Raw genomic sequence first — 24,748 nt, 5'->3', positions numbered from 1 at the left:
GGCAGCCTATCGGTCACAGGCCGGGGCGGGCACGGCCGCGAGCCGCGCCGTGTGCGGCCCCACCCCCAGGGCCAGGGCGACCCGTAGATCCTCGCCCGTATCCACGTCCCGGCGCACCGAGTCGACACCGGACAGCGCTATTTCCACCGCACCCGACGCCAGGTGCCGGGACCCGGACGGGCCACCGAAAGCCGGACGGAATTCCGCATCGCTCGCAGCGGCGAGAAATGTCGTTCCGATTCCCGCCGCGTCCCGGAGAAAAGCGCTGGGAAAAGCGGAAGCAAAATCGAGCACCCGCGCCAATTCGCCGGTGCGCAGTGCCGGAAGATCCGCGTTGAGCGCGGCCACCGCGGCGGCGGGCCGCAGCGCCCGCACGGAGCGTGCGCCGTGCGCGAGCGCCGCGTTGAGCCCGGCCCCCGGAGCGTCCGGCACGATCCGCGCCCCGAGCGCGGAAAGGGCCGCCGCGGCCACGACGTCGTCCGTGACGACCACCACATCCCGCACCCGGGGGCAGGCCAGTGCCGCGGCCACCGTGTCCTGGGCGAACGCCAGGGCCAGCCGGGGCCGCGCATCCTCGCCCGCCGCCCGCCCCAGGCGGCTCTTGGCCCGGGCGAGCGGTTTCAGCGGAACGACCAGGGACCAGGGCCCGGCCGGATCGGTGTTCGTGGCGATCTCCCCCTCCGTACGCGTCAGGACTTATTCTCGCCTGCCGGTACGACAACCCGGAGGCCCGCTACCGAACGTGAGGCGTACGGTGTTCTCGACAGAGCAGGGGTCTGGGGCGAGACTTGACCGTCAGTAGCCAGGCAGCAGGTTGAAATCCTTAAGGAAGGTATCCAAGTGTCCCGCCGCAGAATCGGCTTCTGGTACCGCCTGGCGGCGGTCATCGCGAAGCCGCCGTTGGTGGTTCTGTTCAAGCGCGACTGGCGGGGGACGGAGCACATTCCGGCCGACGGCGGATTCATCACCGCCGTCAACCACAACTCCTATCTGGACCCGCTCTCCTACGGCCACTTCCAGTACAACACCGGGCGGGTGCCGCGGCTCCTGGCGAAGGCCGGCCTCTTCCGCACCCCGTTCGTCGGGATGATGCTGCGCGGCACCGGTCAGATCCCCGTCTACCGCGAGACCACCAACGCCCTGGACGCCTTCCGGGCCGCCGTGGAGGCCATCGAGCGCGGCGAGTGCGTCGCCTTCTACCCCGAGGGCACCCTCACCCGGGACCCCGACATGTGGCCGATGGCCGGCAAGACCGGAGCCGCCCGGGTCGCCCTGATGACCAAGGCGCCGGTCATCCCCGTCGCCCAGTGGGGCGCCAACCTCGCGATGCCGCCCTACGCCACGAAGCACAAGTTCCGGCTGTTCCCCCGCAAGACGCTCCAGGTGCAGGCCGGACCGCCCGTCGACCTCAGCCGCTTCCACGGCCTGGAGCCGACCCCCGAAGTGCTGCGCGAGGCGACCGAGGTCATCATGGCGGCTGTCACCCGCCAGCTGGAGGACCTGCGCGGGGAGAAGGCCCCCGCCGAGCTCTACGATCACCGCAAAGCCCGTGCTGAACAACGGCGCAGGGCCCAGGGAAAGGGACCCACGTGACGCACCCCGTAAAAGCAGCCGTCTTCGGAACCGGCTCATGGGGTACGGCGTTCGCCGTGATCCTCGCCGACGCGGGCTGCGAGGTCACCCTCTGGGGCCGCCGCGCCGAGGTCGCCGAGACCATCAACACCACCCGCACCAACCCGGACTACCTCCCGGGCATCGCGCTCCCCGACTCCATCCGCGCCACCACCGACGCCGCCGAGGCCCTGCGCGGCGCGGAGTTCGCCTTCCTCGTCGTGCCCTCCCAGACGCTGCGCGCCAACCTCGCCGACTGGGCCCCGCACCTGGAGCCGGACACCGTCCTGGTCTCCCTGATGAAGGGCGTCGAGCTGGGCACCGCCGAGCTGATGAGCGAGGTGATCGCGGACGTCACCAAGGTCTCCGCCGACCGCATCGCCGTCGTCTCGGGACCCAACCTGGCCAAGGAGATCGCCGAGCGGCGCCCCGCCGCGGCCGTCGTCGCCTGCGCCGACGAGTCCGTCGCCCAGCGCCTCCAGGCCGCCTGCCACACCGCGTACTTCCGGCCGTACACCAACACCGACGTGGTCGGCTGCGAGCTCGGCGGCGCCGTGAAGAACGTCATCGGCCTCGCCGTCGGCATCGCGGACGGCATGGGCCTCGGCGACAACACCAAGGGCTCCCTCATCACCCGCGGCCTCGCCGAGACCACCCGACTGGGCCTGGCCATGGGCGCGGACCCGTTGACGTTCTCCGGACTCGCGGGCCTCGGCGACCTGGTGGCCACCTGCTCATCGCCGCTCTCGCGCAACCACACCTTCGGCACCAACCTCGGCCGCGGCATGACGCTCCAGGAGACGATCGCCGTCACCAAGCAGACCGCCGAGGGCGTCAAGTCCTGCGAATCGGTCCTCGACCTGGCACGCAGGCACGGTGTCGACATGCCCATCACCGAGACCGTCGTCTCCATCGTCCACGAGGGCAAGTCCCCGGTCGTCGCCGTCAAGGAGCTGATGTCGCGGAGCGCCAAGGCCGAGCGACGCTGACGTCTCCCTTACCAGCAGGTACGCTCATCGCGATATGAGCAGCGAGAACCTCCCCCAGAGCCCTGAGCGCGCCGAGAGCCCGCAGGCGCCGCGCCGCAAGCCCCGCGTGGCTGTCGTGTTCGGCGGCCGCAGCTCCGAACACGGCATCTCGGTCGTCACGGCCGGCGCCGTCATGAAGGCCATCGACCGGACGAAGTACGACGTCCTGCCGATCGGCATCACGGCGGACGGCCGCTGGGCGCTCACCGCCGACGAGCCCGAGCGCATGGCCATCACCGACCGCAAGGTCCCCGACGTGGACCGGCTCGCCGAGTCCGCCGAGGGCAGCGTCGTGCTCTCCGTGGATCCGGGCAGCCGTGAGGTCGTCTACACCGAGCCCGGTTCGGTGCCCAAGGCGCTGGGCGAGGTCGACGTCGTCTTCCCCGTGCTGCACGGCCCGTACGGCGAGGACGGCACCCTCCAGGGGCTCCTCGAACTCTCCGGGGTGCCCTACGTCGGCGCGGGTGTGCTCGCCTCCGCCGTCGGCCAGGACAAGGAGTACATGAAGCGCGTCTTCCTCTCCTTCGGCCTGCCCGTGGGACCGTACGAGGTCGTCCGCCCCCGGGAGTGGGACAGCAACCCCGCCGCCGCCCGCAAGCGGATCGTGGACTTCGCCGGCGAGCACGGCTGGCCGCTGTTCATCAAGCCCGCCCGGGGTGGCTCCTCGATGGGCATCACCAAGGTCGACGGCATCGAGGGCCTCGACGAGGCGATCGAGGAGGCCCGCCGCCACGACCCGAAGTTCCTCGTCGAGTCGCTGCTGCGCGGCCGTGAGATCGAGTGCGGGGTGCTGGAGTTCGAGGACGGCCCGCGCGCCAGCGTGCCCGCCGAGATCCCCCCGGTCACCGCGCACGACTTCTACGACTTCGAGGCGAAGTACATCGACTCGGCCGCGGGTCTGGTGCCGGCGCCGCTCACCGAGGAGCAGACCGCCGAGGTGCAGCGGCTCGCCGTCGCCGCCTTCGACGCCGTCTCCTGCGAAGGCCTGGTGCGCGCCGACTTCTTCCTCACCGAGGACGGCTCCTTCGTCATCAACGAGATCAACACCCTGCCGGGCTTCACCCCGATCTCCATGTACCCGCGCATGTGGCAGGAGAGCGGCGTCGGCTACCCGGAGCTGGTCGACCGGCTGATCCAGGCGGCGTTGACCCGCTCCACCGGACTGCGCTGACGCGAGCGGGGCGCCGACGGTCTCAGAACCGGCTCGGAACCGTCTTCGAGACCGGGCCGGCGAACGAGGCCAGCGGCGTGATGTCGTGGGCGTACGCCGAGGAGAGCGTGACCTCGACGTACGCCTTGCGGTACGTGGTGGTGAACCGCGGGCCGGAGTCCTCGGGCTCCTCCAGCATCCACTTCACCCCGTCCGCCTCGACGCCCTGCGACTGGGGGTCGTCCATCTTCGCGGGCCGGGGGACCCCGCAGCGCAGTACGATCGCCCCGTCCCCCCAGCCGGCGGTCAGCTCCGAATCCGGGGAGGGGTCGCTGCGTTCCAGTTCGAGGACGGTCTTCGGCAGTTCCTCGTGCAGGGCCTCGCAGTACGCTGCGGCCTCCGAGGGCGGTGTGGGAACCGTGATCGAGGGCTGCGCGTCGCTGAGGGAACAGCCCGCCGCGGCCAGGACGAGCACGGCAGCGGACGGACCGAGGAATATCGAGCGGGGGGAACGGCGGGCGGATGACGTCACCGGCCCAGCCTAGACGGGGGTCAGAGGTGGACGACCGGGCAGGTCAGGGTTCGTGTGATGCCGTCCACCTGCTGCACTTTGGCGACCACCATGCGGCCGAGTTCATCGACCGTGTCTGCCTGGGCCCGCACGATCACGTCGTACGGACCGGTGACGTCCTCTGCCTGGATCACTCCCGGAATCTTGGAGATGGTGTCGGCGACGATCGACGCCTTGCCCACCTCGGTCTGGATGAGGATGTACGCCTGTACCACGGAACCTCCAGGGCGGCCACGAGGATCATGTGGGGGAAAGGGACGCCACGTTATCGCGTTGCCGCGGGCCGCGGGGAGACCTACGGGCCGGATGACGTCCACAGCGTGGCGTACAGGGCGCAGAAGTTGACGTATCTCTTGACGGTACCGACAGCACAGACGGCTCGCGACCGGGGGCCCGGACGGGTGTCCGGGGCGATAAAGGAGAGGTGAGACTCGGTGAAGGGAACCGTGGGCGAGTTGGGGGAGTTCGGGCTCATCAGAGAGCTCACGTCCCGGCTCACCACCACTCCGGCGGTACGGCTGGGACCGGGCGACGACGCCGCGGTCGTGGCCGCCCCCGACCGCAGGGTCGTGGCCAGTACGGACATCCTGCTGGAAGGGCGGCACTTCCGCCGGGACTGGTCGACGGCGTACGACGTCGGCCGTAAGGCCGCCGCCCAGAACCTCGCCGACATCGCGGCGATGGGCGCCGTGCCCACCGCGCTGCTCCTCGGCCTCGTCGTCCCCGCCGACCTTCCCGTCACCTGGGCCGCCGAGCTGATGGACGGGCTGCGCGACGAGTGCCAGGTGGCGGGCGCGGCCGTGGTCGGCGGCGATGTGGTCGGCGGCGACACGATCACCGTCGCGATCACCGCCCTCGGCGATCTGCGCAACCACGAACCGGTCACCCGGGGCGGCGCCCGCCCCGGTGACGTCGTCGCGGTCACCGGCTGGCTCGGCTGGTCCGCCGCCGGTTACGCGGTGCTCTCCCGCGGCTTCCGCTCGCCCCGCGCCTTCGTCGAGGCCCACCGCCGCCCCGAACCGCCGTACCACGCGGGCCCCGCGGCCGCCGGGCTCGGCGCCACCGCGATGACCGACGTCAGCGACGGCCTCGTCGCGGACCTCGGACACATCGCGGAGGCCAGCAAGTGCCGCATCGACCTGCGCTCCGGCCTCATCGACATCCCCTCGCAGATGTCCGACATCGGCCAGGCCGTCGGCGTCGACCCGCTCCAGTGGGTGCTGACCGGGGGAGAGGACCACGCGATCGTGGCGACCTTCCCGCCCGACGTGAAGCTGCCCGCCCGCTGGAGGGTGATCGGCGAGGTCCTCAACCCCTCCGCCCTGCCCCAGGTCACCGTCGACGGCGCCCCCTGGACCAGCAAGGGCGGCTGGGACCACTTCGGCGCGATCGAGGACACCCCGCCGCGCGCGTGAGCGTTAGATTGCTGCGTATGCCCATACGTACCGCTGTCCCGCCCCGTGTGCTCACCGTCGCCGGATCCGACTCCGGCGGCGGTGCGGGGATCCAGGCCGATCTGAAGACGATGCTCGCTCTCGGTGTGCACGGCATGAGCGTGCTCACCGCCGTCACCGCACAGAACTCCCTCGGCGTCCAGGGCGCGTGGGAGCTTCCGGTGGACGCCGTACGCGCCCAGTACCGCAGCGTCGTCGACGACATCGGCGTCCAGGCCGTGAAGACCGGGATGCTCGCCTCGGCCGCGCTCGTCGAGACCGTCGCCGGACTCCTCGCCGGGACCGACGCCCCCGTCGTCGTGGACCCGGTCGGCGTCTCCAAGCACGGCGACGCGCTGCTCGCCGCCGAGGCCCTCGACTCCGTACGGACGAAGCTGCTGCCCGTCGCCACCGTCGCCACCCCGAACCTCGACGAAGTGGCCCAGCTCACCGGCGTCCGGGTCACCGACGAGAGCGGAATGCGCCGGGCCGCCGAGGAGATCCTCGGCTTCGGGCCGCGCTGGGTCGTGATCAAGGGCGGCCACCTGCCCGGTGAGGCGGTGGACCTGCTCACCGACGGGAGCGCGGAACACTGGCTGCGCGCCCCCCGGCACGACAACCGCCACACCCACGGCACCGGCTGCACCCTGGCCTCCGCCATCGCCTCCGGGCTCGCGCTGGGGCAGGACGTGCCCACGGCGGTACGGGGCGCGAAGACGTACGTCACCGGTGCGATCGAGGCCGGCTTCCCGCTGGGCGGCGGCATCGGCCCGGTCGACCACGGCTGGCTGACCCGCCGGGCCGGCTGACCGGCCCCGCCCCCGATCGGCTTCCGAGCACAGCAAAAAGCCGGTCCACCGAGGTGGACCGGCTTTTTGGGCAACCGGAAGGCTGCGCTACGACGGGGACGTCAGCGCGCGACCTTGCCGGCCTTGATGCACGAGGTGCAGACGTTGAGCCGCTTCGGCGTCCGACCGACCACGGCACGCACGCGCTGGATGTTGGGATTCCAGCGACGGGACGTACGGCGGTGCGAGTGCGAAATGCTGTTGCCGAAGCTCGGCCCCTTGCCGCAAACGTCGCAGTTGGCAGCCACGGGTCACTCCAAAGACTTCAGGTGCACTTACAGTGAATTCCGGCGCGCCGGAATCATTTGACTGAAGTGGCGGTACCGGAGGAATGGCCCGACTCTCATCGGGCAACCGGAGCAGCATACAACGCCTGCTTCGGAGATACGAAACTACCACGGGTCGGCCCACCGTCCTCCCGCCCCCTGTCCGGGCCGGGACCCCGCCGAGCGGGCTAACCTGCGGTGCAGCCCGTTGCCACGGCCGCTTCAAGGAGGACCATCGGTGCCGCAGCTCCCCGACGACCTGGACGCCGTCGCGGTACGCACATGGTGCTCACTGGCCCTGGAGGCCCTGGGCCGGGAGCGCGCGGAGATCGACGCGATCAACGTCTATCCCATCGCCGACGGGGACACCGGCACCAACCTCTACCTGACCGTCGAGTCCGCCGCCGCCGCCGTCGAAGCGGTCTTCGCCGCGCACGAGATGGGCACCACCGCGCCCGCCACCGCCGACGCCGTACGCGCGATGGCGCACGGCGCCCTGATCGGCGCCCGCGGGAACTCCGGCACGATCCTGGCCCAGCTGCTGCGCGGCATGGCCGGGGTGCTGGCCGACGGCGGCGACGCGGCCCACCTGCGTCTCGCCCTCACCAGCGCCGCCGACGCGGCCCGGCACGCCGTCGCCCACCCCGTCGAGGGCACCGTGCTCACCGTCGCCGCCGAGGCCGCCGAGGCCGCCCGGGGCGACGACCTGGACCTGCGGGCCGTCGTGAACGCCGCGTACGAGGGGGCGCTCGCCGCCCTCGCCAGGACGCCCGAGCAGCTGGCCGTCCTCGGCCGGGCGGGCGTGGTCGACGCCGGGGGCCGGGGGCTGGTGGCCGTCCTGGGCGCGCTGGTGGAGACGGTGTCGGGGCAGTCTCCGGTACGGGGGCCCCGCACCGGACCCGGGAAGGCGCCCGTGCCCGTGGACGGCGGTTCCGTGGTGGGGCTGCCGGTGGGCGGCACGCCGGTCGAAGGCGTTACGGAGGGCGGCCTTCCGGCGGGGGGCCTCTCCTCGCCGGGCCCGCTCGACTGCCCCGAGGACGGGGGCGCCGGGCCCGCCTTCGAGGTGATCTACCTCCTGGAGGCCCGCGACGAGCAGGTGGCCCGGCTGCGCACCCGGCTCGACGCCCTCGGCGACTCCCTGGTGGTGGTCGGCGGCGACGGGCTCTGGCACGTCCACGTCCACGTCGACGACGCCGGGGCCGCCGTGGAGGCGGGCGTCGAGGCCGGGCGGCCGTACCGGATCCGGATCACCCACTTCGCCACCGAGAGCGGCCACGACCTCCGCGTCCAGGCCGAACCCGCCCAGCGCGCCGTCGTCGTCGTGGTCCCCGGCGACGGCCTGGCCGGGCTCTGCACCGAGGCCGGCGCCACCACGGTGATCGCCCGCCCCGGCGAACCGCCCGCCAGCGGCGAACTGGTCGAGGCCATCCGTCGCGCCCACGCCCGCGAGGTGGTGCTGCTGCCCAACGACGCGGCCCTGCGCCACACCGCCGCGGCCGCCGCCGAACAGGCCAGGACCGAGGGGGTCCGGGTCGCGCTCGTGCCGACCCGCGCCGCCGTCCAGGGCATCGCCGCGCTCGCCGTCCACGAGCCGGACCGGGGCTTCGACGAGGACGTGGTCGCCATGACCGCCGCCGCCGGCGCCACCCGCTACGCCGAACTGGCCGTCGCGGAACGCCAGTCGTGGACCATGGCCGGGATCTGCCAGGCCGGGGACATCCTCGGCCTGATCGACGGGGACGTGGCCGTGATCGGCTCCGACGTCCCGCACACGGCCCGCACCGTGCTCGACCGGATGCTGGCGGCCGGCGGCGAACTGGTCACCCTCGTCCTCGGCGAGGACGTCCCCGACTTCCTGGCCGACGTGCTGGAGGAGCACGTACGGGAGGGCCACCTCGCCGTGGACACCGTGGTCTACCGGGGCGGGCACCAGCGCGCACCCCTGCTGATCGGCGTCGAGTAGCGCGGTCGGCGTGCGTGCCCGGCGGACAGCTGTCAGTGCCGTGGTGTGCAATGGATCGCGTGTCCTCGTTCGATGAACCTCTGAAGAAGCTGCTCGGCGGAGCCACCGCGAAGGTGATGGCCGAACACCTCGACCTGCACACGGTCGGTGATCTGCTGCACCACTACCCGCGGCGGTACGAGGAGCGCGGCAAGCTGACCGCGCTGGCCGACCTCCCGCTGGACGAGCACGTCACGGTCGTCGCCCAGGTCGCCGACGCCCGGATCCTGATGTTCAACAACGGCCGGGGCAAACGGCTCGAAGTCACTCTCACCGACGGCAGCGGCCGCCTCCAGCTGGTCTTCTTCGGCCACGGCGTCCACAAGCCGCACAAGGAACTGCTGCCGGGCCGCCAGGCGATGTTCGCGGGCAAGGTCTCCGTCTTCAACCGCAAGATGCAGCTGGCCCACCCCACGTACCAACTGCTCGACGCCTCCGACGCGGACGAGGCCACCGAGGCGGTGGACGCCTTCGCGGGACGGCTCCTGCCGATCTACCCCGCCTGCAAGCAGCTCGACTCCTGGCGGATCGCCAAGGCCGTCGACGCCGTCCTGCCCGGCGCGCAGGACGCCGTGGATCCGCTGCCCGCCGCCCTGCGGGAGGGCCGTGGCTTCACCCCGCTGCCCGAGGCCCTGCTCAAGGTGCACCGCCCGCAGACCAAGGCGGACATCGAGGACGCCAAGGCCCGGCTCAAGTGGGACGAGGCGTTCGTCCTCCAGGTCGCCCTGGCCCGCCGCCGGTACGCCGACACCCAGCTCCCCGCCGTCGCCCGCCGCCCCGTCGCGGACGGCCTGCTGGACGCCTTCGACGCCAAGCTGCCCTTCACCCTCACCGAGGGCCAGGAGAAGGTCAGCAAGGAGATCTTCGACGATCTGGCCACCGAGCACCCGATGCACCGCCTGCTTCAGGGCGAGGTCGGCTCGGGCAAGACGATGGTGGCCCTGCGGGCCATGCTCACCGTGGTCGACGCGGGCGGCCAGGCCGCGATGCTCGCCCCCACCGAGGTCCTCGCCCAGCAGCACCATCGCTCGATCACCGAGATGATGGGCGAGCTGGCCGAGGGGGGCATGCTGGGCGGCTCGGACCGGGGGACCAAGGTCGTCCTGCTCACCGGCTCCATGGGCACGGCCGCCCGCAGACAGGCCCTGCTCGACCTGGTCACGGGCGAGGCCGGGATCGTCATCGGCACCCACGCCCTGATCGAGGACAAGGTGCAGTTCCACGACCTGGGCCTGGTCGTCGTGGACGAACAGCACCGCTTCGGCGTGGAGCAGCGCGACGCCCTCCGCTCGAAGGGCAAGCAGCCGCCCCACCTCCTCGTCATGACCGCCACCCCCATTCCCCGTACGGTCGCGATGACGGTCTTCGGCGACCTGGAGACCTCCGTCCTGGACCAGCTCCCGGCCGGCCGCTCCCCGATCGCCAGCCATGTCGTCCCCGCCAAGGACAAGCCGCACTTCCTCAGCCGTGCCTGGGAACGCGTCGCCGAGGAGGTGGAGAACGGCCACCAGGCCTACGTGGTCTGTCCCCGCATCGGCGACGACGCTGAGGAGACGGAGGGCAAGGGCGGCAAGAAGGCGAAGGCCAAGAAGGCGGCCCCCGAGGAGGACGGCGACAAGCGCCCGCCGCTCGCCGTCCTGGAGATCGCCGACGAGCTGCGCAGGGGCGCGCTCGCCGGGCTGAGCGTCGAGGTGCTGCACGGGAGGATGCACCCCGACGAGAAGGACGACGTCATGCGCCGGTTCGCCGCCGGGGACGTCGACGTCCTCGTCGCCACCACCGTCATCGAGGTCGGCGTCAACGTCCCCAACGCCACCGCCATGGTGATCATGGACGCCGACCGCTTCGGCGTCTCGCAGCTCCACCAGCTCCGCGGCCGTGTCGGCCGTGGCTCCGCCCCCGGGCTCTGCCTGCTGGTCAGCGAGGCCCACGAGGCGAGCCCCGCCCGCGCCCGGCTCTCCGCCGTCGCCGCCACCCTCGACGGCTTCGAGCTCTCCCGCATCGACCTCGAACAGCGCCGCGAGGGCGATGTGCTGGGCCAGGCCCAGTCCGGCGTGCGCTCCTCGCTGCGGATGCTCACGGTCATCGACGACGAGGAAGTGATCGCCGCCGCCCGCGAGGAGGCCGTCGCGATCGTCGCCGCCGACCCGGACCTGGAGCACCTGCCGGAGCTGCGCACGGTGCTGGCCGCCCTCCTGGACAAGGACCGCGAGGAGTATCTCGACAAGGGATGAGGGCGCCGGGGCGTCCTGCCGGTCGGGCCGGCGCGGGCCGTACGCCATATCGTGGACGCACGGCACGCACCCGTTCGCGAGCCCCTCCGCACGCCCCCGACCCCGAGGACCCCACACCCATGACCCGCGTGATCGCCGGCTCGGCCGGCGGACGCCGCCTGGCCGTTCCGCCCGGCACCGGCACCCGCCCCACCTCCGACCGTGCGCGCGAGGGCCTCTTCTCCACCTGGCAAGCGCTGCTCGGCACGCTCGAAGGCAGCCGCGTCGCCGATCTGTACGCCGGTTCCGGCGCCGTCGGCCTCGAAGCGCTCTCCCGGGGCGCGGTCCACGCCCTGCTCGTGGAGGCCGACCCGAAGGCGGTCCGCACCGTCCGCGACAACGTCCGCACCCTCGGCCTTCCGGGCGCCGAAGTCCGCACCGGCAAAGCGGAACAGATCGTGACAGGCCCGGCGCCCACCGACCCGTACGACATCGTCTTCCTGGACCCGCCGTACGTCGTCACCGATGACGATCTTCGCGAGATCCTGCTCACACTCCGTACCCAGGGGTGGCTCACGGGCGATGCGCTCGTCACCGTGGAACGCAGCACCCGGGGCGGAGAATTCGGCTGGCCCGCCGGATTCGAGCCACTGCGCTCCCGTCGCTACGGCGAGGGGACGCTTTGGTACGGTCGCGCCGCCGCTACGTGCGAAGACGCACGATGACCGGACCGGAGAGCGAGGGAATCACAGTGCGCCGCGCCGTCTGTCCGGGGTCGTTCGACCCCATCACCAACGGACATCTCGACATCATTGGCCGAGCCTCGAAGCTGTACGACGTGGTGCACGTGGCGGTGATGATCAACCAGTCCAAGAAAGGGCTGTTCACCGTGGACGAGCGGATCGAGCTGATCCGCGAGGTCACCGCCGACTTCGGCAACGTCGAGGTGGAGTCCTTCCACGGCCTGCTGGTCGACTTCTGCAAGCAGCGGGAGATCCCGGCGATCGTGAAGGGCCTGCGAGCCGTCAGCGACTTCGACTACGAGTTGCAGATGGCCCAGATGAACAACGGCCTCTCCGGCGTCGAGACACTCTTCGTGCCGACCAATCCGACGTACAGCTTCCTGTCGTCCTCGCTGGTCAAGGAGGTGGCGACCTGGGGCGGCGATGTCTCCCACCTGTTGCCGCCGGCCGTCCACGAGGCACTCGTGAAGCGCCTGGGCGAACGCTGAGGCGCTGACGGGCCGTCACCAGGTGTCGGGCGGCGGCCGACTGGCCTTACAGTCGTGCCGTCCGTCTCCAACGGAGCAGCAGCTTCGACAGAGCAGCAGAGAGTGGCGAGCACACCGTGGACGTGCAGAAGAAGCTCGACGAGATCGTCGAAGCGGTCGGGAGCGCCCGATCCATGCCCATGTCGGCCTCGTGCGTGGTCAACCGCGCCGAGCTGCTCGCCATGCTCGAAGAGGTGCGCCAGGCCCTGCCCGGCTCCCTCGCCCAGGCCCAGGAGCTGATCGGCGGCCAGGAGCAGTTCGCCGAGCAGGCCCGGCAGGAGGCCGAGCGGATCATCGAGTCGGCCCACGCCCAGCGCGCCTCGCTGATCTCCGAGACCGAGATCGCCCGGCAGTCGCAGAGCGAGGCCGACCGGATCCTGTCCGAGGCCCGCCGCGAGGCCGAGGAGGTCCGGGCCGAGGCCGACGACTACGTCGACAGCAAGCTCGCCAACTTCGAGGTCGTCCTCACCAAGACCATCGGTTCCGTGGACCGGGGCCGCGAGAAGCTGCTCGGTCGCGGCCAGGGCCTGGACGAGCAGGGCTACCAGGACCCCGACTTCGCCGAGGCCCCCGAGCGCAGCGCCGACCCCGAGACCTTGCGGCAGCGGGCCGACGCGTACGTCGACGCCAAGTTCGGCGCCTTCGAGGCCGTTCTCGCGGGGACCCTGGAGGCGGTGGGCCGGGGCCGGCAGAAGCTGCACGGCCGGGTCGCCAGCGACGACCTCGGCGCGCACATGGCCGCCCAGGACGCCGCGGGCGGCCAGGGGCACACCAGCGACGCCGACTATCTGGCCGGTCTCGCCGAGCTCGCCACTCCGCAGCCGCAGCAGGCGCCTCAGCAGCCCCCGCAGGTGCCCCAGCCGCCCCAGCAGCCCGCCTACCCTGCGCAGCCGCAGGCCGAGCCGAGCTATGCGCAGGCGGCGTACGGCTACCAGGATCAGCCGCTCCAGCAGGGCGTCCAGGACGCGTACGGCTACCAGCAGCAGCCCGACCCGTACACGGCGTACCAGCAGCAGGGGGGCTACGACCCGAACGGGTACCCGGCCCAGCCCACCGGCCAGCCCGACTACGGCTGGCAGCAGCAGACCCAGCAGCACGGGCAGGGGCACGGCCAGGTACACGGCCAGGGACAGGGCCAGGCGTCCGACCAGCAGGGCGGGGGAGCGCTGGACGAGACCAGCCTCTTCGACACCAGCATGATCGATCTGGAACAGCTCCGCCGGTACGAGCAGGGCCGCTGACCCCGGGCGGGCCGACCCGATTGGGTGCTGAGCGGTCCGTCCAGTATCCTGAATCCTCGGTCGCACATAGGTCCGCGATCCCGGCTGCCCGTTTCGTCTGAGAAACGGAGACGGTTCGTTCCGGACCGCAGACGGCCGACCCTCCCTTCGTAGCGCGACACCCATGATTCGAAAGCAGGAAAAGCCCTGAACGGCCACCTCGACCACCGAAACCCTCTCGTGTTCGATACGCACGAGCTGGGTCGGCGTCCCGGTGCCATGAAGCGGCTGTCCCGCTCGGTGGAAGCACCCGGTTCACCGGTCCTGGGCATCGACGGCGTCATCGGCGTGCCGGAAGGCGCCCCTGTGGAGCTGGATCTCCGCCTCGAATCGGTCATGGAAGGGGTGCTTGTCACAGGCACCGCCCGTGCGACCGCCGAGGGGGAGTGCGTAAGGTGTCTGGAGCCGCTGACCGTAGAGGTCGACGCGGACTTCCAGGAAATGTTCTCGTACCCTGACGCCGATGACCGGGGCCGCAGCAGTGCGGCGGAACCGGCCGACGACGCCGAGGACGACGAGGACAGGTTCTTCCTCGAGGACGGCTTGTTCGACCTCGAGTCAATGCTGCGTGACGCGGTAGTGCTCGCACTGCCCATGCAGCCGGTGTGCAAGGAGACCTGCGCCGGTCTGTGTTCCGAATGCGGAATCAGGCTGGACGAGAATCCGGGCCACCACCACGACGCCGTCGACATCCGTTGGGCGGCACTGCAAGGACTCGCCGAGACCGTTCAGGACGGCGAGAAGGACAACATGGGCGGCGCCGAACCTGGCGTCGACGAGAAGCAGGAGAAGTAGCCGTGGCTGTTCCGAAGCGGAAGATGTCGCGCAGCAACACGCGCCACCGCCGGTCGCAGTGGAAGGCTGCGGTCCCCACCCTGGTTTCGTGCGAGCGTTGCCAGGAGCCCAAGCTCCAGCACATTGCGTGCCCGAGCTGCGGCACCTACAACAAGCGCCAGGTCCTCGAGGTCTGAGCGGCTGGTGAGAGGCCCGATGTCTGAGTTGTCCAGCGCCAAGAAGCAGGCAGACAACGTCAACACAGCCTCGTCCCACACGCTTCTGGAAGGGCGGCTCGGGTATCACCTCGAGTCCGCCCTTCTGGTGCGTGCGCTGACCCACCGTTCGTACGCATACGAGAACGGCGGTCTGCCCACCAACGAGCGGCTCGAATTCCTCGGGGATTCGGTGCTCGGCCTGGTGGTCACGGACACGCTGTACCGCACCCACCCCGACCTGCCCGAAGGCCAGCTGGCCAAGTTGCGGGCCGCGGTGGTCAACTCACGTGCACTTGCGGAAGTGGGCCGCGGCCTCGAACTCGGCTCCTTCATCCGGCTCGGCCGCGGTGAAGAGGGCACGGGTGGCCGGGACAAGGCTTCCATCCTCGCCGACACACTGGAAGCAGTGATCGGCGCGGTCTATCTCGACCAGGGCCTCGGCGCGGCCTCGGAGCTGGTTCACCGGCTCTTCGACCCGCTGATCGACAGGTCCTCGAACCTCGGCGCCGGCCTGGACTGGAAGACCAGCCTCCAGGAGCTCACCGCGAGCGAGAGCCTCGGAGTCCCCGAGTACCTCGTCACGGAGACCGGCCCGGATCACGAGAAGACCTTCACTGCTGCCGCTCGCGTCGGTGGTGTCTCGTACGGCACCGGCACCGGCCGTAGCAAGAAGGAAGCGGAGCAGCAGGCGGCCGAGTCCGCCTGGCGCGAGATCAGCGCCGCCGCGGAGGCACGGCAGGCCGCGGAGAAGTCCGCGGCCGACGGAGGGGCCGCCGACACCCCTGCCGACCCGTCGCCGAACACGGACGCCGCTCCGGCCTGAAGCACAACGGGAACCCCTCGGTGCCATGCGCACCGGGGGGTTTTCCCTGTCCCGGGGAGCGTTTCCGCGGGACCCGTTCCCGTACTACCGTCGTCGTGTCTGGAGTGGTGCACCGTGCCCGAGCTGCCTGAGGTCGAAGTGGTCCGCCGAGGCCTGGAGCGCTGGGTCAGCGGCCGCACCGTCACCGAAGTCGAGGTCCTGCACCCCCGCTCGGTCCGCCGCCACCTCGCGGGCGGCGTCGACTTCGCCGCCCGGCTGCGCGGGGTGCGCTTCGGGACGGCGATGCGCCGCGGCAAGTACCTCTGGGTGCCGGTCGAGGAGGCGGCCTCCTCGCTGCTGGGCCACCTCGGCATGAGCGGACAGCTGCTGGTGCAGCCCGCGGACGCCCCCGACGAGAAGCACCTGCGGATCCGGATGCGGTTCGACGACGCCCTCGGCACCGAGCTGCGCTTCGTCGACCAGCGCACCTTCGGCGGGCTCTCGCTGCACGACAACACCCCCGACGGGCTGCCCGACACCATCGCGCACATCGCCCGGGACCCGCTCGACCCGCTCTTCGACGACGCCGCGTTCCACACCGCGCTGCGCCTGCGCCGGACCACGGTCAAGCGCGCCCTGCTCGACCAGTCGCTGATCAGCGGCGTCGGCAACATCTACGCGGACGAGGCGCTCTGGCGCGCCAAGCTGCACTACGACCGGCCGACCGCGACCCTGACCCGCCCCCAGTCCGCCGAGCTGCTCGGCCATGCCCGCGACGTCATGAACGCGGCCCTCGCCCAGGGCGGCACCAGCTTCGACAGCCTGTACGTCAACGTGAACGGCGAGTCCGGCTACTTCGACCGGTCGCTCGACGCGTACGGCCGGGAGGGCGAGCCCTGCCACCGGTGCGGCACCCCGATGCGCCGCCGCGCCTGGATGAACCGCTCCAGCTACTACTGCCCGCGCTGTCAGCGGCCGCCGCGCGCCTCGTCGTAACGCGTCCGGGCGGCGAGGACCTCGTCCATCCGCCCCTCGACGCAGTGGATGAGCCCGAGGAGCTTCTCGGCGACCTCGCGGCCGAACGGGGTGAGCTCGTAGTCCACCCGGGGCGGGTTGACCGGCTGCGCCTCCCGCAGGACGAGCCCGTCCCGCTCCAGGGCGTGCAGGGTCTGGGAGAGCATCTTCTCGCTGACCCCGTCGACCCGGCGGCGCAGCTCGTTGAAGCGGAGACTCTCCTCGTACAGCGCGCCCATCGTCAGACCGCCCCAGCGCCCGGTGACGTGCTCCAGTGTCGAGCGCGAGGGGCACTGCCGGGAGAAGACGTCGAACGCGAGGCTGTCGGTATCGCTGGCCATACCAAAAGCTTACTCCCGCACAGTGCTCACCCCGAGGGAGCGCTGTACGGGAGCAAGTGGACCGGTGAAGCGGGGTCAGAAGCCGAAGTTCTGGACCCACCAGGGGCCGCCGGAGCCCTCGTGGACACCGATGCCGATGGTCTTGTAGTCGCAGTTGAGAATGTTCGCCCGGTGGCCTTCGCTGTTCATCCAGCCCTCCATCACGGCCTGGGCGTCGGCCTGGCCGCGGGCGATGTTCTCCGCGGCGAGTCCCTGCACGCCGGCCTGTGCGGCCCGGTCCCAGGGGGTGTCGCCGTCCGGGTCGGTGTGGTCGAAGAAGCCGCGGGCCGCCATGTCCTCGCTGAAGTTCTGCGCGAGCGAGGTCAGCGGGGCGCTGGTGGACAGCGGGGAGCAGCCGACCTTCGCGCGCTCCTGGTTCACCAGGGCCAGCACCTCACTGCGTGCGGAGGCGTCCGTCGGGGAAGGACTCGGCTTCTTGCTGGGCGGCGGCGCGGTCGAGGTCTTCGGCGGCGCCGGGGCCTTGCTCGCCGGGGCGCTGCTCTTCTCCGGTGCCGAAGTGGGTGCCTTGGACTTCTTCGACGGGGTGGCGGCCGGCTTCTTCGAGGTGGAGGGCGCGGCCGACTTCGACGGCGTCTTCGACGGCGATGCCGAAGGCTTCTTGGACGGCGTCTTCGACGGGGTCCCGCTCGGCGCCTCCGGGCGCTCGCTGCCCCGGCTGGTGGGGGAGGAGGACCGGTCGGCCGGAGCGGTGGAGCTGCCGCCCTGCGTCAGGAGATCCGGCGCGCCGCCGGTACGCACCTGGTCGGCGGCGGTCGTGTTGCCGGAGGTGTAGGTGTCGCCGCCGGGGATCAGGCCCGAGGCGACGGCCACCGCGCCGACGGCGACGGCGGCCGAGACGCCGAGGAGCCCGGTCCGGATCGGCACGGCGGACTTCTTCCGGCGCGTGCCCCGGCGCCGGGAAGCGGCCCCGGCCGCGGGTTCTTCAGCGGCGGGGCCTGCGGCGGATCGTCGGTGGCGTCCCATGCGCTGTGCCTTCCTGATACTCGGGACGTCGTCGCGACGTCACTCGACTGCCCCGTTGCTCTCGATTGCCTCGTTGATCGAATTCGGTGGCACGCGGAGCGAATGCCGCTTGATCGACTTTCCGGTCGACACCCGTCCGATACTCACCCGATCGAGTGAGGCTGTTGCGACGGGACTGTAGCCCATGGGCGAAAGGGGGCGACGTGCTTCGAGAGCAATTGGCCGGTTAGCGTTCGGGCATGAACGAAGAAGCACGCCTCGTCGTCTGGGTACGCGGCCGAGTACAGCAAGTAGGCTTCCGCTGGTTCACCAGGGCAAACGCTTTGGAGATCGGCGGGCTCATCGGGTTCGCCCTCAATCTCGACGACGGCCGGGTACAGATCGTGGCCGAGGGGCGGCGTGACAATTGCCACCGTCTGCTGGACTGGCTGCGGTCCGACGACACACCCGGGCGTGTGGATGGAGTCACTGAGATCTGGGACACCCCGCGCGGTGGATACGACGGATTCGCCATCCGCTGATCCCGCCCCGCGCGGCTCCTCGGATCCGCTCGGTGAACACCGCGTACCGAACGGTAACCAGAACGCCGCCTCGGGCCCCGCACCCGAAATGACCTGCGACGGGACCGGTGGAGGTCGATGGTTGCCAGATCCGGGATGTCGTGCAAGGCTGCGGCATTGACGAAGATCCGCACACCCCTCGGGGTCCCGCAGGAGAGTCGCGCCGCATGATCGTCCAGCCGCGCGCCCCCGGGACACCCGGGTGCACAGGGTGTGATCGTGTTGACCGTCAAACTTTTTGGTGAGACGCTGAAAACCCCGCGCACCTTAGCTGTTCGGTAGAGCTGATTAGCAGCAGAACCGCAGTGGTGACAGAGCCCTGCCGAGCACCGCGGGTGCGATCCCCTGACGACCCACACCGCATCGGTCGGTCACTCATTGTGGAGGACCATCCATCATGGCAAAGGCGCTTCTCGGTTACGTCGGCGGTTCCGACCCGCGACTCCTCGCCGAGATGCGACGGCTCCAGCAGCGCGTCCAGGACCTGGAATCCGAACTCACCCGGATCCAGGACGAGAACGACGCGCTCAACGCCGCCGCCCAGCACCAGGAGTCGCTGCTCGACAGCATCGACATCGACGTACCCCAGGGCGAGCCTGCGCTGACCTGACCGAAGCGGCCCCTTCGGGCCGGTCGGGCCGGGCATGCTCAGTAGCCTCGGAACACCTCTGATCCGTCCTGCGTCACGGATCGCCGTCCCCGAACACCGGGGTCCCCGCATCAGCGGGGATGCCGATGTCCGGTCGTCTGCGATGCACGCGCAGGGCCAACAGCTGGATTCATGCATACGCCAGCAAGATTCACAGGGACGCTTCGGCGTCCCTTTTTCTTTGCCCTACCCCCGCCCCGGACGTACCGGCCTTCGCTTACCGTCTGATGTGCCCTGCACCTTCATCAGCGAAACCGAGAGCGAAAGGTAGAGTCCGGCGGCGTGCACCTCAAGGCCCTGACCCTGCGTGGTTTCAAATCGTTCGCGTCCGCCACCACCCTGCGATTCGAACCGGGGATCACCTGCGTCGTCGGACCCAATGGATCCGGAAAGTCCAATGTGGTGGACGCGCTCTCCTGGGTCATGGGGGAACAGGGCGCCAAATCCCTGCGCGGCGGCAAGATGGAAGACGTGATCTTCGCCGGGACGACCGGACGGCCGCCGCTCGGCCGCGCCGAGGTGTCGCTGACCATCGACAATTCCGGCGGCGCATTGCCCATCGAGTACGCCGAAGTGACGATCACTCGGATCATGTTCCGCAATGGCGGCAGCGAATACCAGATCAACGGCGACACCTGCCGGCTGCTCGACATCCAGGAACTCCTCTCCGACTCCGGCATCGGCCGCGAGATGCACGTCATCGTCGGGCAGGGACAGCTGGACTCCGTCCTGCACGCCGACCCGATGGGCCGCCGGGCCTTCATCGAGGAGGCCGCGGGCGTCCTCAAGCACCGCAAGCGGAAAGAGAAGGCGCTGCGCAAGCTGGACGCGATGGGCGCCAACCTGGCCCGGGTCCAGGACCTCACCGACGAACTGCGCCGCCAGCTCAAGCCGCTCGGCCGGCAGGCCGCCGTCGCCCGCCGGGCCGCCGTCATCCAGGCCGACCTGCGCGACGCCCGGCTCCGGCTCCTCGCCGACGACCTGGTGACCCTGCGGGACGCGCTGCGCGACGAGATCGCCGACGAGGCCGAGCTGAAGAAGCGCAAGGACACGGCCGAGGCCGAGCTGAGGGCGGCGCTCGCCCGGGAGGCAGAGCTGGAGGGCGAGGTGCGCCGGCTCGCGCCCCGGCTCCAGCGCGCCCAGCAGACCTGGTACGAGCTGTCGCAACTGGCCGAGCGGGTCCGCGGCACCATCTCCCTGGCCGACGCCCGGGTCCGCAGCGCCTCCGAGGCGCCGGCAGAGGAGCGCCGGGGCCGCGACCCCGAGGACCTGGAGCGCGAGGCCGCCCGGATCCGCGAGCAGGAAGCGGAACTGACGGCGGCCCTGGAGGCGGCCGAGCACGCGCTGGAGGACACCGCCGCCCACCGCGCCGACCTGGAACGCGACCTGGCCGCCGAGGAGCGCCGGCTCAAGGACGCCGCCCGCGCCATCGCGGACCGGCGCGAAGGGCTCGCCCGGCTGAACGGCCAGGTCAACGCGGCCCGCAGCCGGGCCGGTTCGGCACAGGCCGAGATCGACCGGCTGGCCGCCTCCCGCGACGAGGCGCAGGAGCGCGCGGTCACCGCCCAGGAGGAGTACGAGCAGCTCAAGACCGAGGTCGAGGGGCTGGACGGCGTCGACGAGGAGCTGACCGCCCGCCACGAGGAGGCCAAGCGGGCACTCGGAGAGGCCCAGGCCGCCCACAGTGCGGCCCGCGACGAGGCCACCGCCGCCGAGCGCAGGCGGGCGGCGGTCGCGGCCCGGCACGAGGCGCTGGCCCTGGGGCTGCGGCGCAAGGACGGCACGGGGGCTCTGCTCGGGGCCCGGGACCGGCTCGCCGGAATCCTCGGGCCCGCCGCCGAACTGCTGACCGTCGAGCCCGGCTACGAGATCCCCGTCGCGGCCGCCCTCGGCAGCGCTGCGGACGCCGTGGCCGTCACGGACCCGGCCACGGCCGCCGACGCGATCCGGCTGCTGCGCGAACGGGACGCGGGGCGCGCGGCGATGCTGCTGGGCGGGGAGCCGGCGCCCGCCCCGGCCGCCGCGGAGGCCCGACCCCGCCACGTACCGGAACAGTCCGGTGAGCAGGTACCCGTGCGGGAAGAGGCGGCGAGGCCCGCCCCCGCCGTGCTGCCCGGTCAGAGCGGCGCTCCCGCCGAACCCGTCGCTGTCCCCGCCGGCCCGGACGCCGCCGCCCTCCCCAGCGGCCGTGCCGAGGCGAACACAGCCACCGCCCTCGCCGCGCCCGCCGTGGCCGACCTCCTGCGCGGGCCCGCCGCGCTGCTCGGGGCCGTACGCCGCCTCGTACCGGGCATGGTGGTCGTCGGGACGCTGGAGGAGGCCGAGGAACTGGTCGCCGCGCACCCCGGGCTGACCGCGGTGACCGGTGAAGGGGACGTGCTCTCCGCCCACTTCGCGCAGGGCGGGTCGGCCGGGGCGCCCAGCCTCCTGGAGGTGCAGGCCTCCGTCGACGAGGCCGTCGCCGAGCTGGCCGACCTGGCCGTACGGTGCGAGGAGCTGGCGCAGGCCCAGCGTCGTGCGGGTGAGCGGCGCACGGAGCAGGCCGCGCTCGTCGAGGAGTTGGGGGAGCGCCGCCGGGCGGCCGAGCGGGAGAAGTCCGGCTTCGCCCAGCAGCTCGGGCGGCTCGCCGGGACGGCCCGGAGCGCGGCGGGCGAGGCCGAGCGGATGACCGCCTCCGCCGCCCGCGCGCAGGAGGCCCTGGAGCGGGCGACCGAGGAGGCCGAGGAGCTGGCGGAGCGGCTGCTGGTCGCCGAGGAGACGCCGGCCGACGAGGAGCCCGACACCTCCGTGCGGGACCGGCTCGCCGCCGACGGGGCCAACGCCCGCCAGACCGAGATGGAGGCCCGGCTCCAGGCCCGTACGCACGAGGAGCGGGTCAAGGCGCTGGCCGGGCGCGCGGACGGGCTGGACCGGGCCGCCCGCGCCGAACGGGAGGCACGTACCCGCGCCGAGCAGCGCCGGGCCCGGCTGCGGTACGAGGCCGAGGTCGCCTCCGCCGTCGCCTCGGGCACCCGTCAGCTGCTGGCGCACGTGGAGGTGTCCCTCGTACGGGCCGACCAGGAGCGGACGTCGGCCGAGGCGGCGAAGGGCGAACGGGAGCGCGAGCTGGCTGTCGAGCGCGACCGGGGCCGGGAGCTGAAGGGCGAGCTGGACAAGCTCACCGACTCGGTCCACCGGGGTGAGGTGCTGGGGGCGGAGAAGCGGCTGCGGATCGAGCAGCTGGAGACGAAGGCCCTGGAGGAGCTCGGCGTGGAGCCCGCGGGGCTGGTCTCCGAGTACGGCCCCGACCAGCTGGTCCCGCCGTCGCCCGCCGCCGAGGGCGAGGAGCTGCCGGAGGACCCGGAGGACCCGCGCAACCAGCCGAAGCCGTACCGGCGGCCCGAGCAGGAGAAGAGACTGCGGTCGGCCGAACGGGCGTACCAGCAACTCGGGAAGGTGAATCCGCTCGCGCTGGAGGAGTTCTCGGCGCTGGAGGAGCGGCACAAGTTCCTGTCCGAGCAGCTTGAAGACCTGAAGAAGACCCGGGCCGATCTGCTCCAGGTGATCAAGGAGGTCGACGAGCGGGTCGAGCAGGTCTTCACGGAGGCCTACCACGACACCGCCCGGCAGTTCGAGGGCGTCTTCTCGCGGCTCTTCCCCGGCGGCGAGGGGCGGCTCATCCTGACCGACCCGGACAACATGCTCGCCACCGGAGTGGACGTCGAGGCGCGTCCGCCGGGCAAGAAGGTGAAGCGCCTCTCCCTGCTGTCGGGCGGCGAGCGGTCCCTGACGGCGGTGGCGTTGCTGGTCTCGATCTTCAAGGCCCGGCCCAGTCCGTTCTACGTGATGGACGAGGTCGAGGCCGCGCTCGACGACACCAACCTCCAGCGGCTGATCCGGATCATGGAGGAGCTCCAGGAGAGCTCCCAGCTGATCGTGATCACGCACCAGAAGCGGACGATGGAGGTCGCCGACGCGCTGTACGGCGTGTCCATGCAGGGTGACGGCGTCTCGAAGGTCATCAGCCAGCGGCTGCGCTGACTTTTCGCCGATTCATCAGGAGTTCAAGGCACCTATCGCGCGCTCCTGGGTACACGGGCGGGGACCCACTGTTTGACTTCGTTTCTTGAAGACATAACCTCTGCGAAGTTGATTTCGCCTTCAAGTGGTGGCGGGCTGGATGGTGTGCGCCACTGGGAAGGCTCACACCCCACGTCTGACCCCCGGCCAGGCATCAGGAGTTCACGTGACCAGCAGCACAGCGAACGGACCCGAGTCCGGGGCGAGGGCGGCCCACCCGGACCACCTCGGCCATGTCATCTTCATCACCGCGGCCGCGGCGATGGGCGGCTTCCTCTTCGGCTACGACAGCTCCGTCATCAACGGGGCCGTCGAGGCGATCCGCGACCGGTACGACATCGGTTCCGGAACGCTCGCCCAGGTCATCGCCATCGCGCTGATCGGCTGTGCGATCGGCGCCGCCACCGCCGGCCGGATCGCGGACCGGATCGGCCGCATCCGCTGCATGCAGATCGCCTCGGTGCTCTTCACCGCCAGCGCCATCGGCTCCGCCCTGCCGTTCGCGCTCTGGGACCTGGCGATGTGGCGCATCATCGGCGGCTTCGCCATCGGCATGGCGTCCGTGATCGGCCCGGCCTACATCGCCGAGGTCTCCCCGCCCGCCTACCGAGGGCGGCTCGGCTCCTTCCAGCAGGCCGCGATCGTCATCGGCATCGCCATCTCCCAGCTGGTCAACTACGCCGTCCTCCAGATCGCCGACGGCGACCAGCGCGGCGAGATCCTGGGCCTGGAGGCCTGGCAGTGGATGCTCGGCGTGATGGTCGTCCCGGCGGTCCTGTACGGCCTGCTCTCCTTCGCGATCCCCGAGTCCCCGCGCTTCCTCATCTCGGTCGGCAAAAAGGCCGAAGCCCGCAAGATCCTCGAAGAGGTCGAGGGCGACAAGATCGACCTCGACGCCCGCGTGGCCGAGATCGAGACCGCCATGCACCGTGAGCACAAGTCCTCCTTCAAGGACCTGCTGGGCAGCCGCTTCGGCTTCCTGCCCATCGTCTGGGTCGGCATCGGCCTCTCGATGTTCCAGCAGCTCGTCGGCATCAACGTCGCGTTCTACTACTCGGCGACGCTGTGGCAGTCCGTCGGTGTCGACCCGACCGACTCGTTCTTCTACTCGTTCACCACCTCGATCATCAACATCATCGGCACGGTGATCGCGATGGTGCTCGTGGACCGGGTGGGCCGCAGGCCGCTCGCCCTCGTCGGCTCCGTCGGCATGGCGCTCGCGCTCGCCGTCGAGGCGTGGGCCTTCTCCGCCGACCTGGTCGACGGGAAGCTGCCCGAGACCCAGGGCGCCGTCGCCCTGATCGCCGCCCATGTGTTCGTGCTCTTCTTCGCACTGTCGTGGGGTGTCGTCGTCTGGGTCTTCCTGGGCGAGATGTTCCCGAACCGGCTCCGCGCGGCCGCCCTCGGCGTCGCCGTCTTCGCGCAGTGGATCGCCAACTGGGCGATCACCGCCAGCTTCCCGAGCCTGTCCGACTGGAACCTCTCGGGGACGTACATCATCTACGCCTGCTTCGCCGTGCTCTCGATCCCCTTCGTGCTCAAGTTCGTGAAGGAGACCAAGGGCAAAACGCTGGAGGAGATGGGCTGACTTCCCCGCTGCCCCTCTTCTCCTCGCCGACGGCCCCGGCTCACCCTT

24 protein-coding genes are annotated in these 24,748 nt (G+C 71.2%); 18 read left to right on the top strand and 6 right to left on the bottom strand.

All coding sequences use genetic code 11. The features are described from left to right. Positions 1 to 6 precede the first annotated feature (6 nt). Positions 7 to 693, bottom strand: coding sequence for a 2-phospho-L-lactate guanylyltransferase (gene cofC, locus ACFWRV_RS32840; RefSeq protein ID WP_384339572.1), 687 nt, complete (start codon positions 691 to 693; stop codon positions 7 to 9). 147 nt (positions 694 to 840) lie between these two features. On the opposite strand from cofC, the gene ACFWRV_RS32835 reads away from it, so the two are divergent. From ACFWRV_RS32835 to ACFWRV_RS32825, 3 genes are read left to right on the top strand one after another with little or no spacing between them, the layout of a single operon-like run. Continuing rightward, positions 841 to 1,593 (top strand): lysophospholipid acyltransferase family protein, encoded by a 753-nt coding sequence (locus ACFWRV_RS32835; protein WP_384339565.1) that lies wholly within the window; start codon positions 841 to 843, stop codon positions 1,591 to 1,593. Further along, positions 1,590 to 2,600, top strand: a complete 1,011-nt coding sequence (locus ACFWRV_RS32830; protein ID WP_384339564.1) for an NAD(P)H-dependent glycerol-3-phosphate dehydrogenase — start codon at positions 1,590 to 1,592, stop codon at positions 2,598 to 2,600. Before ACFWRV_RS32835 ends, ACFWRV_RS32830 begins: the two co-directional genes overlap by 4 nt. Positions 2,601 to 2,634: 34 nt before the next feature. Next, positions 2,635 to 3,810, top strand: coding sequence for a D-alanine--D-alanine ligase family protein (locus ACFWRV_RS32825; RefSeq protein ID WP_384339563.1), 1,176 nt, complete (start codon positions 2,635 to 2,637; stop codon positions 3,808 to 3,810). A 22-nt stretch (positions 3,811 to 3,832) separates the two neighbouring features. Here ACFWRV_RS32825 and ACFWRV_RS32820 read toward each other — a convergent pair whose 3' ends face one another. Further along, on the bottom strand, positions 3,833 to 4,321 hold the full coding sequence (locus ACFWRV_RS32820) for a DUF3515 domain-containing protein (protein ID WP_384339562.1): 489 nt from the start codon (positions 4,319 to 4,321) through the stop codon (positions 3,833 to 3,835). A 20-nt stretch (positions 4,322 to 4,341) separates the two neighbouring features. Then, positions 4,342 to 4,575: an Lrp/AsnC ligand binding domain-containing protein gene (locus ACFWRV_RS32815; protein WP_003965992.1), complete on the bottom strand. Its 234-nt coding sequence runs from the start codon at positions 4,573 to 4,575 to the stop codon at positions 4,342 to 4,344. Between the two features lie 219 nt (positions 4,576 to 4,794). Here ACFWRV_RS32815 and ACFWRV_RS32810 point away from each other — a divergent pair, with 219 nt between their 5' ends. Then, positions 4,795 to 5,775 carry a thiamine-phosphate kinase gene (locus ACFWRV_RS32810; protein WP_384339561.1) on the top strand — a complete coding sequence of 327 codons (981 nt, stop codon included), beginning with the start codon at positions 4,795 to 4,797 and terminating at the stop codon, positions 5,773 to 5,775. Between the two features lie 17 nt (positions 5,776 to 5,792). Next, positions 5,793 to 6,602, top strand: a complete 810-nt coding sequence (gene thiD, locus ACFWRV_RS32805; protein WP_384339560.1) for a bifunctional hydroxymethylpyrimidine kinase/phosphomethylpyrimidine kinase — start codon at positions 5,793 to 5,795, stop codon at positions 6,600 to 6,602. 101 nt (positions 6,603 to 6,703) lie between these two features. On the opposite strand, the gene rpmB is transcribed toward thiD, so the two are convergent. Continuing rightward, the gene (gene rpmB, locus ACFWRV_RS32800; protein ID WP_003965989.1) at positions 6,704 to 6,889 is read right to left on the bottom strand and encodes a 50S ribosomal protein L28; all 186 of its coding nucleotides are present in this window, start codon (positions 6,887 to 6,889) and stop codon (positions 6,704 to 6,706) included. A 256-nt stretch (positions 6,890 to 7,145) separates the two neighbouring features. Between rpmB and ACFWRV_RS32795 the strand changes: the two genes are divergently transcribed. The 9 genes from ACFWRV_RS32795 (at position 7,146) to mutM (ending at position 16,462) form a co-directional block, all read left to right on the top strand. Continuing rightward, entirely contained in the window at positions 7,146 to 8,870 is a 1,725-nt protein-coding gene (locus ACFWRV_RS32795; RefSeq protein ID WP_384339559.1) for a DAK2 domain-containing protein, read from the top strand. Between the two features lie 50 nt (positions 8,871 to 8,920). After that, on the top strand, positions 8,921 to 11,143 hold the full coding sequence (recG, locus tag ACFWRV_RS32790; protein ID WP_384339558.1) for an ATP-dependent DNA helicase RecG: 2,223 nt from the start codon (positions 8,921 to 8,923) through the stop codon (positions 11,141 to 11,143). A gap of 119 nt (positions 11,144 to 11,262) precedes the next feature. After that, a complete protein-coding gene (gene rsmD / locus ACFWRV_RS32785) occupies positions 11,263 to 11,847 on the top strand; it encodes a 16S rRNA (guanine(966)-N(2))-methyltransferase RsmD (RefSeq protein WP_384339557.1) in 585 nt (194 codons plus the stop codon). Positions 11,848 to 11,873: 26 nt separating this feature from the next. Then, complete coding sequence (coaD, locus tag ACFWRV_RS32780; protein ID WP_032787127.1) at positions 11,874 to 12,353, top strand: pantetheine-phosphate adenylyltransferase; 480 nt, start codon at positions 11,874 to 11,876, stop codon at positions 12,351 to 12,353. A gap of 116 nt (positions 12,354 to 12,469) precedes the next feature. Beyond that, entirely contained in the window at positions 12,470 to 13,633 is a 1,164-nt protein-coding gene (locus ACFWRV_RS32775; protein WP_384339556.1) for an ATP synthase F0 subunit B, read from the top strand. A 219-nt stretch (positions 13,634 to 13,852) separates the two neighbouring features. Continuing rightward, positions 13,853 to 14,467, top strand: a complete 615-nt coding sequence (locus tag ACFWRV_RS32770) for a YceD family protein (protein ID WP_384339555.1) — start codon at positions 13,853 to 13,855, stop codon at positions 14,465 to 14,467. Positions 14,468 to 14,469: 2 nt separating this feature from the next. Next, a complete protein-coding gene (gene rpmF / locus ACFWRV_RS32765) occupies positions 14,470 to 14,643 on the top strand; it encodes a 50S ribosomal protein L32 (protein ID WP_003965982.1) in 174 nt (57 codons plus the stop codon). 19 nt (positions 14,644 to 14,662) lie between these two features. Beyond that, positions 14,663 to 15,487, top strand: a complete 825-nt coding sequence (gene rnc / locus ACFWRV_RS32760) for a ribonuclease III (RefSeq protein ID WP_030085026.1) — start codon at positions 14,663 to 14,665, stop codon at positions 15,485 to 15,487. Between the two features lie 114 nt (positions 15,488 to 15,601). Next, complete coding sequence (gene mutM / locus ACFWRV_RS32755; RefSeq protein ID WP_384339554.1) at positions 15,602 to 16,462, top strand: bifunctional DNA-formamidopyrimidine glycosylase/DNA-(apurinic or apyrimidinic site) lyase; 861 nt, start codon at positions 15,602 to 15,604, stop codon at positions 16,460 to 16,462. Here mutM and ACFWRV_RS32750 read toward each other — a convergent pair. Then, positions 16,435 to 16,821 carry a winged helix-turn-helix transcriptional regulator gene (locus ACFWRV_RS32750; protein WP_384339553.1) on the bottom strand — a complete coding sequence of 129 codons (387 nt, stop codon included), beginning with the start codon at positions 16,819 to 16,821 and terminating at the stop codon, positions 16,435 to 16,437. The genes mutM and ACFWRV_RS32750 overlap by 28 nt on opposite strands. Positions 16,822 to 16,896: 75 nt before the next feature. Then, a complete protein-coding gene (locus ACFWRV_RS32745; RefSeq protein ID WP_384339552.1) occupies positions 16,897 to 17,844 on the bottom strand; it encodes a CAP domain-containing protein in 948 nt (315 codons plus the stop codon). Positions 17,845 to 18,083: 239 nt separating this feature from the next. Between ACFWRV_RS32745 and ACFWRV_RS32740 the strand changes: the two genes are divergently transcribed. From ACFWRV_RS32740 to ACFWRV_RS32725, 4 genes are all read left to right on the top strand, one after another. Then, a complete protein-coding gene (locus ACFWRV_RS32740) occupies positions 18,084 to 18,365 on the top strand; it encodes an acylphosphatase (RefSeq protein WP_205080801.1) in 282 nt (93 codons plus the stop codon). Positions 18,366 to 18,801: 436 nt separating this feature from the next. Next, positions 18,802 to 19,014, top strand: coding sequence for a hypothetical protein (locus tag ACFWRV_RS32735; protein ID WP_006127885.1), 213 nt, complete (start codon positions 18,802 to 18,804; stop codon positions 19,012 to 19,014). A 321-nt stretch (positions 19,015 to 19,335) separates the two neighbouring features. Next, on the top strand, positions 19,336 to 23,073 hold the full coding sequence (locus ACFWRV_RS32730; RefSeq protein ID WP_384339551.1) for an AAA family ATPase: 3,738 nt from the start codon (positions 19,336 to 19,338) through the stop codon (positions 23,071 to 23,073). Positions 23,074 to 23,278: 205 nt separating this feature from the next. Further along, the gene (locus ACFWRV_RS32725; RefSeq protein WP_384339550.1) at positions 23,279 to 24,700 is read left to right on the top strand and encodes a sugar porter family MFS transporter; all 1,422 of its coding nucleotides are present in this window, start codon (positions 23,279 to 23,281) and stop codon (positions 24,698 to 24,700) included. Positions 24,701 to 24,748 lie beyond the last annotated feature (48 nt).

This window comes from Streptomyces sp. NPDC058576 (assembly GCF_042718715.1).
In the GTDB taxonomy this organism is placed as follows: domain Bacteria; phylum Actinomycetota; class Actinomycetes; order Streptomycetales; family Streptomycetaceae; genus Streptomyces.
This window is presented reverse-complemented; position numbering and strand designations above follow the sequence as displayed.